12 protein-coding genes and 1 pseudogene are annotated in these 13,855 nt (G+C 72.3%); 7 read left to right on the top strand and 6 right to left on the bottom strand.

Going from position 1 to position 13,855, the window contains the following annotated elements; translation table 11 throughout:
- The first annotated feature begins 15 nt into the window (after window positions 1–15).
- Entirely contained in the window at window positions 16–810 is a 795-nt protein-coding gene (locus OOK38_RS31270) for a phytanoyl-CoA dioxygenase family protein (protein ID WP_266849100.1), read from the top strand.
- 125 nt (window positions 811–935) lie between these two features.
- Here the strand turns inward: OOK38_RS31270 and OOK38_RS31265 are convergent, their stop codons facing one another.
- Window positions 936–2,213 (bottom strand): ATP-grasp domain-containing protein, encoded by a 1,278-nt coding sequence (locus tag OOK38_RS31265; RefSeq protein ID WP_266849098.1) that lies wholly within the window; start codon window positions 2,211–2,213, stop codon window positions 936–938.
- A gap of 132 nt (window positions 2,214–2,345) precedes the next feature.
- Between OOK38_RS31265 and OOK38_RS31260 the strand changes: the two genes are divergently transcribed.
- The 3 genes and pseudogenes from OOK38_RS31260 to OOK38_RS31250 form a co-directional block, all read left to right on the top strand.
- Window positions 2,346–3,557, top strand: coding sequence for an MFS transporter (locus tag OOK38_RS31260; RefSeq protein ID WP_266849096.1), 1,212 nt, complete (start codon window positions 2,346–2,348; stop codon window positions 3,555–3,557).
- Between the two features lie 78 nt (window positions 3,558–3,635).
- Window positions 3,636–5,054: a nucleotide disphospho-sugar-binding domain-containing protein gene (locus tag OOK38_RS31255; protein WP_266849094.1), complete on the top strand. Its 1,419-nt coding sequence runs from the start codon at window positions 3,636–3,638 to the stop codon at window positions 5,052–5,054.
- Window positions 5,055–5,060: 6 nt separating this feature from the next.
- Window positions 5,061–5,302: pseudogene (locus OOK38_RS31250) on the top strand (Tn3 family transposase); the annotation flags it as partial.
- 176 nt (window positions 5,303–5,478) lie between these two features.
- Here OOK38_RS31250 and OOK38_RS31245 read toward each other — a convergent pair.
- The 3 genes from OOK38_RS31245 to OOK38_RS31235 form a co-directional block, all read right to left on the bottom strand.
- Window positions 5,479–6,753 carry an MFS transporter gene (locus OOK38_RS31245; protein WP_266766314.1) on the bottom strand — a complete coding sequence of 425 codons (1,275 nt, stop codon included), beginning with the start codon at window positions 6,751–6,753 and terminating at the stop codon, window positions 5,479–5,481.
- Window positions 6,754–6,770: 17 nt separating this feature from the next.
- Window positions 6,771–7,310 carry a transcriptional regulator gene (locus OOK38_RS31240; protein WP_266766263.1) on the bottom strand — a complete coding sequence of 180 codons (540 nt, stop codon included), beginning with the start codon at window positions 7,308–7,310 and terminating at the stop codon, window positions 6,771–6,773.
- Between the two features lie 158 nt (window positions 7,311–7,468).
- Complete coding sequence (locus OOK38_RS31235; RefSeq protein ID WP_266849092.1) at window positions 7,469–9,019, bottom strand: alpha/beta fold hydrolase; 1,551 nt, start codon at window positions 9,017–9,019, stop codon at window positions 7,469–7,471.
- A 166-nt stretch (window positions 9,020–9,185) separates the two neighbouring features.
- On the opposite strand from OOK38_RS31235, the gene OOK38_RS31230 reads away from it, so the two are divergent.
- Window positions 9,186–9,539 (top strand): VOC family protein, encoded by a 354-nt coding sequence (locus OOK38_RS31230; protein ID WP_266766265.1) that lies wholly within the window; start codon window positions 9,186–9,188, stop codon window positions 9,537–9,539.
- 66 nt (window positions 9,540–9,605) lie between these two features.
- On the opposite strand, the gene OOK38_RS31225 is transcribed toward OOK38_RS31230, so the two are convergent.
- Both OOK38_RS31225 and OOK38_RS31220 read right to left on the bottom strand, forming a co-directional pair.
- Complete coding sequence (locus OOK38_RS31225; RefSeq protein WP_266849090.1) at window positions 9,606–10,430, bottom strand: RNA-guided endonuclease TnpB family protein; 825 nt, start codon at window positions 10,428–10,430, stop codon at window positions 9,606–9,608.
- Complete coding sequence (locus OOK38_RS31220) at window positions 10,427–11,056, bottom strand: helix-turn-helix domain-containing protein (protein ID WP_266849088.1); 630 nt, start codon at window positions 11,054–11,056, stop codon at window positions 10,427–10,429. Before OOK38_RS31220 ends, OOK38_RS31225 begins: the two co-directional genes overlap by 4 nt.
- A gap of 388 nt (window positions 11,057–11,444) precedes the next feature.
- Between OOK38_RS31220 and rfbB the strand changes: the two genes are divergently transcribed.
- Together rfbB and OOK38_RS31210 are read left to right on the top strand one after the other, a co-directional pair.
- Window positions 11,445–12,425, top strand: coding sequence for a dTDP-glucose 4,6-dehydratase (gene rfbB / locus OOK38_RS31215; protein ID WP_266849086.1), 981 nt, complete (start codon window positions 11,445–11,447; stop codon window positions 12,423–12,425).
- Window positions 12,422–13,810 (top strand): NDP-hexose 2,3-dehydratase family protein, encoded by a 1,389-nt coding sequence (locus OOK38_RS31210; protein ID WP_266766268.1) that lies wholly within the window; start codon window positions 12,422–12,424, stop codon window positions 13,808–13,810. Before rfbB ends, OOK38_RS31210 begins: the two co-directional genes overlap by 4 nt.
- Window positions 13,811–13,855 lie beyond the last annotated feature (45 nt).

The raw sequence follows: 13,855 nt of genomic DNA, 5'->3' as shown, positions 1-13,855 counted from the left end.
GAGGGAGGACGAGAAATGGTGGAGACTGATTCCGGGGGAATACGGGAGAACGGATTCGTGCGGCTTCCGGGGCTCGCGGCCGGTGACGCGCTGGTGCGGCTGCGGCGGGCGGTGGGCGCGCTGGAGGACCTCACCCGCGACCGTGCCGTCTCGGGCGGGGACTTCGTCCTGGAGGCGCCGGGCATCGGTGGCTGGGCGGCCTGGCAGCAGGGGGCCGGGGCGCTGCGGGGGGTGCTGCGCTCGGCCGACCGGATCCATGTGCACGTGCCCGAGTTCGAGGCTGTGCAGCGGTCGCTGGACCTGGCCGGCGGGGCGGTCGCCCGGGCCGCCGGCGCCCCGGGCACGCTGGTCAACTCCTTCCTGTGGGCCAAGCCGCCAGTGGTGGGCTCGGCCAAGCCCTGGCACCAGGACATGGCGTTCGCGCCGCCCGGCTTCGACGCCGGCAGGCACGGCATCGTGACGGTGTGGGTGGCGCTCGAGCCGGCCACCGCCCGCAACGGCTGCCTGGAGTTCCTGCCCGGATCGCACCTGCTCGGGCTGCTCCCGCACACCGGGGACAGCGAGCGCCTGCCGGGCCAGGCGCCGCTTCAGCGGGCGCAGGAGCCGCATGTGGCGGACGAGCACCTGCCGCGCACGGCCGTGGCCGCCATGCCCCTGGAGCCGGGGTCGGCGGTCCTGTTCGACGGCCTGGTGCTGCACCGTTCGGCGCCCAACACGACGGCGGCGCAGCCGCGCACCGCGGTCAGCTTCGTCTACCGGGTGCCGCGGCCGGCGTGGTCGCGGCCGGTACCGGCCGGCGCGGGGCGGTGATGTTCAACTGCTGCCGGGCGGCGGTCGAACGGCACGGTCAGCAGCCGGCCGTACGGTCGAGGCCGTAGCGGCCGGCGGGGGTCAGGGGCCGGCCGTGCCGTCGGGGCCGTAGCGGCCGGCGGGGGTCAGGGGCCGGCCGTGCCGTCGAGGACGTAGAAGCCGGTGCCGTCGAGGTGGCGGATCGTGTTCAGGTCGCGCTGCACGACCTCCTCGAGGTCGTGCAGCAGCGTCACGATGACCGGGTAGGTCAGGTCGTCGACGGTCGGGACGATGTCCTGGCCCGGTTTCACCGGGGTCGCCAGGGCGTGGAAGCTCTCCAGCCGCTGGATCTCCTCGATGCCCCGGTACTGGCTGAGGACGCCCCGGACCGGTGAGACCATGCCGGCGATCGCGCAGTGCCGGCGCAGGGTGTACGGGCGCTGGGCGCGGGCGTGGAACCGTTCGGGGCGCAGGTAGGCCTCGGCGGTCCACTCCAGCTGCGAGGCGCCGATGCCCAGGCCGGCGCTGGCCGGGATGCCGCCGCCCGCGATCCGGGCGCCGGCCTCGACCAGGCACGGTCCGGCGGGGGTCATCCTGATCTCCACGTGCGCGGGGCCGTGGCGGATGCCCAGGGCGTCCAGGACCTGGAAGGCGTAGTGGCTCAGCGGTGCGACGGCCCGGTCGCCGGAGTCGGTCAGGGTGAGGGCGTCGCAGAGGTCGAGGACGCCGTTGGCGCTGACGCGGCTGGTGCGCCAGATGTCGCAGACGTGGTGGCGGCCGTCGCGGCTGACGGTGTTGACCATGTACTCGGTGCCCGGGAGGTACTCCTGCGCCACGGCCCCGTCGTTGGCCCGGGAGAAGACGTCGTCGGTGCCGGCCAGGGAACGGAACGCGGCGGTGGACTCCTCGGGTGTGTCGCAGAAGGAGACGCCCTGGCTGCCGGCGCTGCGCAGCGGTTTGACGACGACACGTCCGCCCAGTTCGCGGTGCCAGGCGGCCAGTTCGTCGGCGTCGGTGACCCGCAGCTGCCGGGCCGCGCGCAGGCCGGCGGCGCGCACGGTCTCGATCATGACGTGCTTGTCGCGCCGTGCGGTGCTCAGGGCGGTTCCGTTGCCGGGCAGGCCGAGCCGCTCGGCGAGCAGGTCCGCGAACTCCACCCCGGACTCGCCGCCCGAGACCACCGCGAGGGGCGCGAACGCCGCGACGGCGGCGAGGGTGGCCTCCACGTCGCCGTCGTGGACGATGTCGGCGACGAAGTCGTCGCGGACGAAAGGCGCCGACCGGTATACGAACGGCACGTCGCGTGTGCTTTGCACACGGACGACCGAACACCCCTGTTCCTTGAATTCAAGAACGAGTGAACGGACGGCGGCATAGGCATCGACCATCACGATGCACGGGCTGTTCCCGGTGGTTGCTGTCATATGTTCACGATAGGCAGAGGCCCCTCTCGCTGAAATGTGTTCATCTCTGGCATCCTCCGGTCCCTGGAGGGGTACGTGATGACATCGACTTTTCTTCCCGCGGTACACCGTTCACCGAATTTCACTCCCGTATTGCTGTTCGTCAACGCGTGCGGGAGTTTCCTGCTTCTGGTGAGCCTGTCCACGCACGTGGGATCGGTCACCGGTTCGGGACTGCTGGCCGGGGCCGTGCTGAGTGCGCCGTGGCTGCCCGCGCTGCTGCTGGCGCATCCGCTCAACTCGCTGCTGCGCCGGCGCGCCCCGGAGCACCTGGTGCGGGCGGCCGAGGCCGCGAGCCTGGTCCTGACGCTGGCCGCCCTGGCGGTGCCGGGCCGCGCGCTGCTGGCGGTGGCCACCGTCCTCGTCCTGGTCCGCGGGTTCTGCGAGGCGCTCACCCGCTCGGCGACCTCGGTCGTGCTGCGCGCCGCCGTCGCCCCCGAGCGGCTGGAGCGCGCCAACACCTTCGCCGAGATCGGCAAGTTGACCGGGGTCAGTGCCGGGGCGGCGCTGGCGGGGCCGGCCGCCGCGGTGCTGCCGCTGCGGGGCCTGGTCGCGGTGAACGCGGCGCTGCTGGTGCTGTCCGCGCTGCTCGCCTGGGCCCTGCCGGCGCCTGCCGGCAACGCCCGCGCGAAGGCAGATCACGCCCGGAACACCGAGAACACCGAGAAGACCGCGGATGCCGGGGACACCGGGGATGCCGGGAACGCTGTGGGCGGGGCGGCTGCCGGGGGGCTGCGGGTCGAGGACCCGGTGCTGCGCAGGCTGTTCGCCCGGTTCCTGCTGGTGGCGTTCTGGCAGGGGTTCCACACCGTGGCCGTCACCGTGATCCCGCTGCAGGTGCTGGGCGGCGGGACCCGGCTGGTGGGCGTCTTCGTCGCCGTCTCCTCGGTCGCCGTCTTCGCCGGGTCGCTGGCCGCCCTGCCCGCCCAGCGCCACCTGGGGCATCTGCCCTCGGCCGCGTGGGCGCTGCTGCCGATGCCCTTCCTGCTGGCCGCGCTGCTGGCCGGGCGCACGGCGCCGACGCTGGTGCTGTACGCGCTGTTCCTGGTCCTGTTCGAGGTCGCCTACGTCCACTACAACAACCGGCTGCTGGCGGTGGCCTCGGCCGCGCAGCTGCCGGCGGTGCTGACGCTGCGGGCCACCCTGCTGCCGCTGGGGGTGGTGGTGTCCATCCTGGCCACGGGCGCGCTCTGCGACCTGGCGGGACCCCTGCCGACGGCGGTGGCGGTCGCCGCTGTCACCTTCCTGGTGACCGCCGCCACCGGCACTGGGCAAACGTGGAGAAGCCCCGTACGGGATACGTGATCAGGATGGCAGGGGCGTCGACGCGTGCCGTCGGCCGTGCACACCACCCCCCTCGCCCCTGACCGAAGGAGATCCGCCGTGCGGGTTCTCATCGTGCCGTTCCCCTTCAAGACGCACCTGTTCAACCTGGTTCCGCTGGCGTGGTCGCTGCAGACCGCCGGGCACGAGGTGCGGGTGGCCGGCTGGCCCGATCTCCTGGACGCCGTCGCCGGGGCCGGGCTGACGGGCCTGGGCGTGGGGCCCGGTGAGAGCCCGGAGCTGCGCAGACGGCGCGACGAGCGGCGCCAGGCGGCGGCCGCGGCCGCCCCGTCCGGCGCACGGAAGTCCCCGCAGGACGGGCTCGGCCCGCTGTTCGAAATGGGGCCCGACCGTGCGCGGCTGGACTGGGAGCAGGTCACCCGGGTGATGGACGACCTGGTGCTGCCGCAGGCGCGGCGGTCCAACGACTCGATGATGGAGGAGCTGGTCGCCTTCGCCCAGGCATGGCGGCCCGATCTGGTGCTGTGGGGGGCGAAGGCGTTCGCGGGCGCGGTGGCCGCCGCCGCGGTCGGGGCCGCGCACGCCCGGGTGCTGTACTCCGTCGACGTCTACTCCCGCATGCGGGAGGACTTCCTGCACGCGCGGGCGCTGCGCCCGCCGCACGACCGCGCCGACCGGCTCGGCGACTGGCTGGCCGGCTGGGCCGGGAAGTACGGCTGCGCGTTCTCCGAGGAGCTGGTGAACGGGCAGTTCACCATCGACCCGCTGCCGGGGGCGTTCCGGCCCGACGAGCGGGCGACGACGCTGCCCATGCAGTGCGTCCCCTACAACGGGCCGGCCGTGGTGCCGCGGTGGATCACAGAACCGCCGCGGGCGCCGCGGGTCCTGATGACCTTCGGGGACGCGGTCAACGACGGTCCGGTGCGGCAGCTGCTGCCCGTGGAACGGATCCAGGAGATCCTCGACTCGGCGGCCGGCCTGGAGATGGAACTGATCCTGACCCTGCCGCGGGAGTCCCAGGACCGGCTCGAGCGGGTGCCGGCCAACACCCGTCTGGTGGAGTCCGTGCCGCTGGCCGACGTCCTGCCGACCTGCGCGGCCATGGTGCATCACGGCGGCACCTGGTCGTTCGGCTGCGCCCTGCGCTACGGCGTGCCGCAACTGCTGGTCAGCCGGGCGTTCGACGTCCCGCTCAAACTCCGCTGCCTGGAACGCTCGGGGGCGGGGCTGGCCATGAAGCCCGCCGAGGCGGACGGGCCGAGGGTGCGGGCCGCGCTGGAGCGCCTGCTCCACGACCAGGGGCTGCGGGCGAACGCCCGGCGGCTGAGCGAGGAGGTGCTGGCCATGCCCTCCCCCAACGAGATGACACGGACCCTGGAGGACCTGGTCGCCGCCCACCGGGCCGGCACGGCGCCCGCGGACGTGCTGCGGTCCGCCGCGCCGCCCGCGGACGTGCCGGGGGCCGGGGCGGTGCCCGCGGGCGTTCTCGGGGCGGGGCCGGTGCCCGCCGTGCGCTGAGCGGAAGGGCACCCGGCCCCGCCGGGGGCCGGGTTCGCCGAGTACGGGCGCATCGACAGGACCATGCACCTGCTCGCCCTGGTCGCCCCGGTCGACCGGGTCGACCCGGTCCGGTCGATGACGCCTACCGGCGCCTGATGAACCGGCAGCTCACCGTGCGGGAATCCCGCCACCGCCTGGCCCGCGCGATCTGCCACGGCGGCCGCGGCCGGATCCGCCAGGCGTACTGGGAGGGCCAGGAGGACCAGGAGGACCAGCAACATCAAAGCCGGCGGTCCCGGGCAGGGCCTGTGCCCCTTCCGGGACCCGGACGCCTCCGAGGACGACGAGGATCGACGGCCGGCACACCCGACCGACCCGGCCACTCGTCGCGCCCCGCGGGGGGCCTGGCACCCGACCTGTTGTGACGCCTTCGCGGCAGGCGTCACACCAGGTCGGGTGCACTCTCCTGGGCGGGATCCTTGGATGCCGGGTGATCCGGACCGCCGGCCGGGGCGGCGGCACGCAGCGCCTCTTCGACCCGGCGGTTGCTGGTCATGGATGCCGTGACGGCCGTCATCGCCAGGAGGAGGCCGGCGGCGGCGCAGAGCGGGGTGCGGATGTCGTAGGTGGTGGCCAGCCAGCCGCCGAGGAAGGCCCCGATGGGGGCGGCGCACATGGCCAGCATGCGGGAGGTGGAGGCGACCCGGCCCATCAGGTGGGCGGGGACGATCGCCTGCCTGAGGGAGGGCGCGAGCACCATCGTGGCGCCCATGCCGGCCCCGCAGACGGCGAGCGCCAGCCCGGCGACGTACGGGTTCGGGGCAGCGGCCAGGCCCAGGATGGCAAGCCCTTCGACGGCGGCTGTGCAGGTCAGTGCGGTGCCGGTGCCCAGTCGCCGGCCAAGGTAGGAGGCGATGCCCGCACCGAGCAGGCCGCCGGTGGCCTCCGCTGTGAGGAGCAGGCCGAAGCCGTAGGTGTCGATGCCCAGGCGGTCGTGCGCGAAGAGGGCGAGGACGGTCTCCACAGCGAGGAAGGCGACGTTCCCGACCGCCGGGCGGAGCGCCAGCCCGAGCAGCACCCGGTCCCGGAAGACGTACGAGGCTCCGGCCCGCGCTTGCCGAAGCAGCGACTCGCGGACCTCCGGCACGGGCCGGGGCATGGCGGGCAGCGTACGGACGAGCAGTGCGGAGAACAGGAACGACACCGCGTCGGTGAGCAGCGGAACCGCCCGCCCGAGCGCGAGCAGCGCACTGCCCGCAGGCGGCCCCGCGAAGCCGGACATGGCGGTCTGGGCGCCGCGCAGGCGGGAGTTGGCGCGCTCCAGGAGTGCGGGGTCGCGGCGGAGCAGATCCGGCAGGTAGGCCGTGGCGGCCGTGTCGAAGAAGAGTCCGCCGAGGCCGAGCAGGAAGGCGACGGCCGCGAGCAGCGGAATGCTCAGCACGTCGAGCGCGGCCGCCGCCGCGGGTATCGCGAGCAGCGCCGCACGTGCCGCGTCCGCGGCCCACATCGTGCGCCGGCGGTCCCAGCGATCCACCAGCGCTCCGCCGAGCACCCCGAAGAGCAGCCACGGCAGCGTCCCGGCGGCCGTGACGACGGCGAGCGCCATCGGATCCCGCGTCAACGTCAGCGCGAGCAGCGGCAGCGCGGCATGCGACACCCCGTCACCGAGCGAGGAAATCGTCTGCGCGGTCCACAGCCGTCCGAACCCGGTCGGCAACTTCCGCATGTCCGAGGTCACTTGGCGCCCCCCTGGGCCTGCTCGCGCGATGCCGGGTGGAACAGTGCGAAGACGAGTGACGCGTCCGGCAGCGACGGATCGGACAGCTCCCGGTACTCGTCCGCCAGTGCCTGCAGCCGCTCCCCCAGCTCCGCGAACTGCTCCTCGGTGAGCCGCAGATGCGCCATCCGCACGTGCCGCTCGCCGTCCGCCGGTGACGCCTCCAGGTCCGCCACCGCATGGCGCATCAGCACGTCCGGCCCTCCTTCGCCCGGATCCGGCAGCGCGATCGCCCGCGCGGCCATCGCGTAGTACCGCTCGGTGACCCCGCGCACCTTCCGCGTCCGGACCACCTTCACCAGGCCGGCCCGCTCCAGCAGCCGCACGTGATAGCTGGAACTCCCCTTCGCAAGGCCCACCCGCTCGGCGATCTGCGTGATCGTCGCCGGCTCGAAGCGGAGCACGGCCATGATCCGGTGGCGCGTGAGGCTGGAGACGGCGCGCAGCTGCTCGTCCGTGGTGACGTGAAACGTCTCGGGAAGATCGTCGGTAGGCATACGAGCAATGGTCAACGATTCTTGACCATTGCGCAAGGGGATTCGCGGACACGCTCGCCGCCGAGCCGCTCGTGCGCACCGGGCTCGGCGCCACCCGTGAACGGCGGCGGCCATGGGAGCGGCCCCGCACCCTCAACGGTGCGGGGCCGCTTGGTGGTTCAGGACGCCGGGACCGGGTCCGGGGAGGCCTGGCAGGTCGCGTCGATCCCCTTGCGGGAGGCGGGACGGGTGCCGTCGCGCAGGTAGTCGCCGACGTAGGTGTTCAGGCAGGCGTTGCTGTTCGCCGACAGGGCCGCGCCGACGTTGTGGCCGCCCTGCTCCAGCACGAGGCGGGAGTTGGGGAACAGCTTGTGCGTGCGTACGGCGCCGGTGGTGCCGTGCGCGGTGTCGAACTCCGGCTGCACCAGCAGGACGTTCACCGAGGGGTCGCCGACCTTCTGCGGACTCTGCGCGGGCACCGGCCAGAACGCGCACGGCGCGTTGTACCAGGCGTTGGTCCAGGTCAGGAAGTGGTTCCCGGCGGCGTACTGGCGGGAGTAGTCGGCGTGCCAGCGGCTCCAGTTGCGCGGCTGGGAGGCGTCGGTGCACTGGACCGCGTTGGTCATCGCGTGCCGGTTCTGGTGCGGGAAGCCCGGGTCGGAGTAGGTGGCCCGCAGCGAGGCGGGGTCATGGCGCACCGCCCAGTCGGAGAGCACCTTCGCCCGGGAGAGCCAGGTCCAGCTGCGGTAGACGACCGGCTCGAAGACGTCGGCCCACTCGGACGGGCCGATCTTGCCGTCGAGGGGGGCGGCCCCGAGCGCGTCCTGGCCCCGGTAGTAGCTCGCCTCGACCTCGGCCGCGGTGGTGCCCAGGTGGTAGACCGCGTCGTACTTGGCGACCCAGGTGAAGAAGATCCCGGCGTTCGTCTCGGACGTCTCGTTCTTGGCGAGGTTGTTCTTGTACCACTTGCCGTTGGGCCGGGCCACGCTGTCCAGGATCATCCGCTTGACCCGGTGCGGGTACATCGAGGCGTAGACCGAGCCGAGGTAGGTGCCCCAGTCGGTGCCGAAGTAGGTGATCTTCTCCTGGCCGAGCGCTATCCGCATCCGGTCCAGGTCGCGGGCGGCGTCCTTGGTGGTGAGGTGGTTGAGCACGTCGCCGTAGGTGTCGCCGCAGCTCTTGGCGTAGGCGCGGGCCCGGTCGGCCCATTCCTGCTCGGCGGCGGGCGTGGCGGGCACCGAGGCGGGCTGCGCGTGCCCGGGGTAGACGTAGTCGCTGTCGCAGACCACGGACGGTTCGCTGGCGCCGACGCCGCGCGGGTCGAAGCCGATCCAGTCGTAGGCGGCGCCGACGTCCTTGGCCAGCCCGGTGGTGCCCTGGGCGTAGCGGGTGGGCAGGTCGCGGCCGATGCCGCCGGGCCACTGGCCGCGGTTGAGGACCACGGCGCCCTGGTACTGGCTGTCGGGGGCCGTGTGGACGGCCCGGGTCAGCGCCAGGCCGATCTGCCGGCCGCCGGGGTCGGCGTAGTCGAGCGGTACCTGGACCGTGCCGCACTCCAGGCCCTTGAGCAGGCTGCCGAGGACCGGGTCGGTGTCGGGACACGGCGACCAGGCGATGGTCCCGGCGGCCGGAGCGGCCGGTCGGGCCGCGTCCTTGGCCGCCGCCGGGACAACGGCCGGCCCCAGCAGACCGGCCACGGCCACCGCTGTGACCCATGCGAGCTTTTTCACGTGATTTCCCCTCCTGAATTCAGCGCGCTCGCAGCCTGGCAAGGGGCTGTCCACTTCGGGTCAAGAGTGGCTGGAAACCCGCTGGAGTGATCGGGTGCGGAGATGCATCACGGCCGCGGATCTTCCTAGCATGGGGTCACGAAATCCCAACCCCCCAGGAGTGGAAATGGCTGACTCGGCCATTCAGGGAATCAAGACCGTCCTGCATCCCGTGGCGGACGTGGCCGCGGCGAAGAAGGTGTACGCCGCCCTGCTCGGCATCGAGCCGCAGACCGACTCGGAGTTCTATGTCGGCTTCGACCTCGCGGGCCAGCACATCGGGCTGGTGCCGGCCGGGGCGCAGGACATCACCTCGCCGGTCGCCTACTGGCACGTCCCCGACATCGAGGCGAAGCTGGCCGAGGTGACCGCCGCGGGGGCCACGGTCAAGAGCCCCGCCACCGACGTCGGCGGCGGCCGGCTGGTGGCCACGGTCACCGACCTCGACGGCAACGTTCTGGGGCTGCTGCAGGACAGCTGACACCGTTGCTGTGAGCCTCAGAGACTCTCAGCCTTCCGGGCATTTCTGCCCGGAAGGTCCGTCACATCACCAAAGCGTGAGGGCTTCGATGTGAGGACGGTCTCTCGTTTCTGTCTGCTGCTGTTGCGGCAGGGTTGCGCCACCTGCCCGCCCCCGCCCGGCTTTGCGGCCGGGCGGGGTGGTGCGGGTCTTCCGGTCAGCTCCACGAGGCTTCAACGCCTTGACGGCGTCCGGGTCTCCGGCCACTCCGGTACCCGTTACTGCGGCTGCCGCGAGCGCGGCGAGGTTACGTGCGGCGTTGGCGTCCCGGTCGAGGACCAGGCCGCAGGCGTCGCAGTGGTAGGTCCGGACGTGCAGCGGCAGCTTGGCTTTCACCACGCCGCACCCGGAACAGGTCTTGGACGAGGGGAACCAGCGATCGGCGGCCACGATGCGGCAGCCGTTGCGGCGGGTCTTGTAGGTGAGCTGTTGGCGGATCTCGCCGAATGCGGCGTCGGCTATATGCCGGGCCAGGCGCCGGTTACGGAGCATCCCGGCAATGTTGAGGTCTTCGACCACCACGGTGCCGTACTCGGCCGCCACGGCACTGGTCAGCTTGTGCAGGGCGTCTTCCCGGAGGTTCGCGACGCGGTAGTGCACCCTGCTGCGTGCTTTGTTGGCCTTCTCCCACCGGCGGGACGGCTGCTGTCCGGTACAGCGGTCCGGGCCCCGGCGGCGGGACACGGTACGGGAGGCAAGGCGCAGCTTTTTCAATGCGGCATCAAGGTGTCGCGGGTTGGACACCTCGCGGATCTCGCCGGTGCTGTCGGCCAAGACCGCCAGGGTCTTGATGCCGAGGTCGATGCCGACCGCGACGCCCGGGCGGGCGACGCGCACCAGGTCGCGCTTCACCTCGGCCTGGAAGGAGACGAACCAGCGGCCCCGCTCGTGGCGGACGGTGGCCGACAGAATGCGGGCGGTCCCCGCCTGCAGGCGGCCGAGGAGTTGGCCAAAGGCTCATGGACACGGATCGTGCCCAGGCGTGGCAGCGTGACGTGCAGGCCGTCGGTCTCAACGCGGATAGCGCCGGTGGTGAACCGGCAGGACAGACGCGCCTTTCGCTTCGACTTGAACCGCGGCATCCCCAGAGCGCGCCCCTTGCGCTTGCCCTGCTTCGACCTCGCGTAGTTGTCGAACGCGGCGGCGGCGTTCGCGAGACCGGTGTTGTACGCCTCCTTGGAGTTCTCCTGCCACCAAGCGGCGAACCTCTGGTCAGTGTGTTTGGCCTCGTTGAACGCATTGCGCAGCGTAGGTAGCGACCAGGACCGCCACGGCGTCAGGTCTGTCTCAACGATGCCGTACGACTCCTCGGCGCGGCGCTGCCACCAAGCCGCCTCGACCCAGCCGACAGCCCAGTTGTATGCGACCCGCGCCGCACCGCAGTGCGACCGGAGCGCCTGCTCCTGAACGACGTTCGGGTCCAGCGCGAACCGGAACGCCTGCGCCACGAAGCCAGGCTGCACCTGAAACTTCTTCACTCGGCGGCCTCACCGGTCACCACGGCCACCGTACGGGCAGCCCGGTTCTTCGCCGCCCGCCGCCCGCTCCCCACTCAGGAGGCTTCACACGACCAAGATACCCACTGGCATGGGCTGAGACTCCCTGATGATTCCGCATCAGGTGTTGGCCCCCTCGAGTCCCTTTCGAGGGGGCTTTTAGGCGGGCGCCCTAGCCTCGCCGGACGGGACTGGGTCACAGGCGGTCCCCTCCCCGGGACCGGGGGCCGCGCCAGGCAGGAATCCGGCGGCCCGAGGACGACCGGGAATCAGGCAGTTCTCCAGCGCGGACCGAGCGGTATCCGTCCCCTCGTGGAAAAGGGAAAAGGCACATGCTTCGAGCGTGGAATTCCGACTGCGATGTGGTCGTATGAGAATCCTCGTCACCGGCGGAGCCGGGTTCATCGGCTCGCACTATGTACGGACCCTGCTCGAGGGGGGCTATCCGGGATTCGAGGACGCGCACGTCACGGTGGTGGACCTGCTGACGTACGCGGGAAACCGCGACAACCTGCCCGCCTCCCATCCACGGCTCACCTTCGTGCGGGGGAACATCCTCGACCGGGACCTGCTGGCCGGTGTGCTGGCCGGCCAGGACGCGGTGGTGCACTTCGCGGCCGAGAGCCATGTGGACCGTTCGATCGCCAGCGGCGCCGCGTTCGTGCGGACCAACGTGGAGGGCACCCAGGCGCTGCTGGAGGCGTGCCTGGCGGCCGGTGTCGGGCGGGTGGTGCACATCTCGACGGACGAGGTGTACGGCTCCATCGAGGAGGGGACCTGGACCGAGCAGTCGCCGCTGCTGCCCAACTCCCCCTACGCGGCGTCCAAGGCGGCCTCCGACCTCATCGCCCTGGCCTATTTCCGCACCCACCGCCTGGACGTCTCGGTCACCCGCTGTTCCAACAACTACGGCCCCTACCAGCACCCCGAGAAGTTCATCCCGCTGGCCATCACCCGGCTGCTCGAGGGACAGCCCGTCCCCGTCTACGGCGACGGCGGCCAGGTCCGCGAGTGGCTGCACGTGGACGACCACTGCCGGGCCGTGCACCGGGTCCTGACCCGGGGCAGGGCCGGCGAGGTCTACAACATCGGCGCCGGCACCGCCCTGGCGAACCTGGAGCTGGCCCACCGGCTCGCCGAACTGTGCGGAGCACGGCCGGACATGATCCGGCACGTCACCGACCGCAAGGGCCACGACCGGCGCTACGCCCTGGACCAGGGCAGGATCGAGCGGGAGCTCGGCCATCTGCCGCTCACCTCCTTCGGCACCGGCCTGACGGAGACCGTCGCCTGGTACCGGGACAACCCGCAGTGGTGGAAGCAGGCCGCGGACCAGGGCGGCCGGCGATGAGCGCACCGGCGCGGCTGGTCCCCCGCTCCGGGGCCGGGATCCGCGAGAGGCTGGCCCGGTCGGCCGCGACGGCCGACGGCGTCCACATGGCGGCATCCGACGTGCCGGGCTGGCTGGAGCGGGTCCGGCGCTCGGGCGGGACCACGGTCCGGCGCATCCCCTTCGCCGAACTCGACCACTGGTCGTTCGCGCCGGACACCGGCGACCTGCGGCACCGGTCGGGACGCTTCTTCACCATCGAGGGCCTGCACGTCGAACGGCCCGGCACCCAGTGGCAGCAGCCGATCATCGTGCAGCCGGAGATCGGCATCCTGGGCATCCTGGCCAAGGAGTTCGACGGGGTCCTGCACTTCCTCATGCAGGCGAAGATGGAACCCGGCAACCCCAACCTGGTGCAGCTCTCCCCCACCGTGCAGGCCACCCGCAGCAACTACACCAAGGCCCACGGCGGGACGGCGGTGAAGTACCTGGAGCACTTCGTCGAACCCGGCCGGGAGCGGGTGCTCACCGACGTCCTGCAGTCCGAGCACGGCGCCTGGTTCTACCGCAAACGCAACCGCAACATGATCGTCGAGACGGACGGCGACGTCCCCGCCGACGACGCGTTCCGCTGGCTCACCCTGGGGCAGATCACACAGCTGCTGCGCCGGGACAACATCGTGAACATGGACGCGCGCACCGTGCTGGCGAGCGCTCCGACCGCGCCCGCCGAACCCCGGGCGCTGTCCTCCGACTCCGGCCTGCTGGCCTGGTTCACCGCGGAGCGGGCCCGCCAGGACGTGCGCGTGCGCCGTATGCCGCTGCGCGAGGTCGCCGGATGGCAGGCCGACGAGCACGCCATCGGCCGGGCCGACGGCCGGTTCTTCAAGGTGGTGGCGGTGTCGGTCCAGGGCGCGGGCCGTGAGGTCGCCGGCTGGACCCAGCCGATCATCGAACCGGTGGAGAGCGGGATCGTCGCCTTCGCCCACCGCGTGTTCGACGGCGTCCCGCACGTCCTGGTGCACGCCCGCGTGGAGGGCGGCTTCCTCGACACCGCCGAGCTCGCGCCGACCGTGCAGTGCGCTCCGGCGAACTACCCCCCGTCGCTCCCCGGGCCGCGCCCGCCGTTCCTCGACCTGATGCTGGACGCGCCCGAGGATCGCATCCGGTACTCGGCCGTCCACTCCGAGGAGGGCGGCCGGTTCCTGAACGCCGAGAGCCGCTACCTGATCGTCGACACCGACGAGGCCACCACGCCCGCGCAGCCGCCGCCGGGCTTCCACTGGGTCACCCCCGGCCAGCTGAACTGGCTCGCCGGGCACAGCCGTTACGTCAACGTGCAGGCCAGAACACTGCTCGCCGTCCTCAGCACCGGCACGGCCGGCCGCACCCCACGGGCCGCCTGAGCGGTCCCGGACTCCGTACGAGCCGGGGTGACTCCCGTGGGCCCG

It is taken from the genome of Streptomyces sp. NBC_00568, assembly GCF_026341855.1.
Lineage (GTDB): Bacteria > Actinomycetota > Actinomycetes > Streptomycetales > Streptomycetaceae > Streptomyces.
Note: the sequence above shows the minus strand (reverse complement) of the source record. Positions and strands in the feature narration are given on the sequence as shown.

What these genes read in the sequence shown, in the direction of transcription:
- OOK38_RS31230 (WP_266766265.1), top strand. Translation starts at nt 9,186, where the DNA reads ATGGCTGACTCGGCCATTCAGGGAATCAAGACCGTCCTGCATCCCGTG.
- rfbB (WP_266849086.1), top strand. Translation starts at nt 11,445, where the DNA reads ATGAGAATCCTCGTCACCGGCGGAGCCGGGTTCATCGGCTCGCACTAT.
- OOK38_RS31265 (WP_266849098.1), bottom strand. Translation starts at nt 2,213, where the DNA reads ATGACAGCAACCACCGGGAACAGCCCGTGCATCGTGATGGTCGATGCC.
- OOK38_RS31240 (WP_266766263.1), bottom strand. Translation starts at nt 7,310, where the DNA reads ATGCCTACCGACGATCTTCCCGAGACGTTTCACGTCACCACGGACGAG.
- OOK38_RS31270 (WP_266849100.1), top strand. Translation starts at nt 16, where the DNA reads ATGGTGGAGACTGATTCCGGGGGAATACGGGAGAACGGATTCGTGCGG.
- OOK38_RS31210 (WP_266766268.1), top strand. Translation starts at nt 12,422, where the DNA reads ATGAGCGCACCGGCGCGGCTGGTCCCCCGCTCCGGGGCCGGGATCCGC.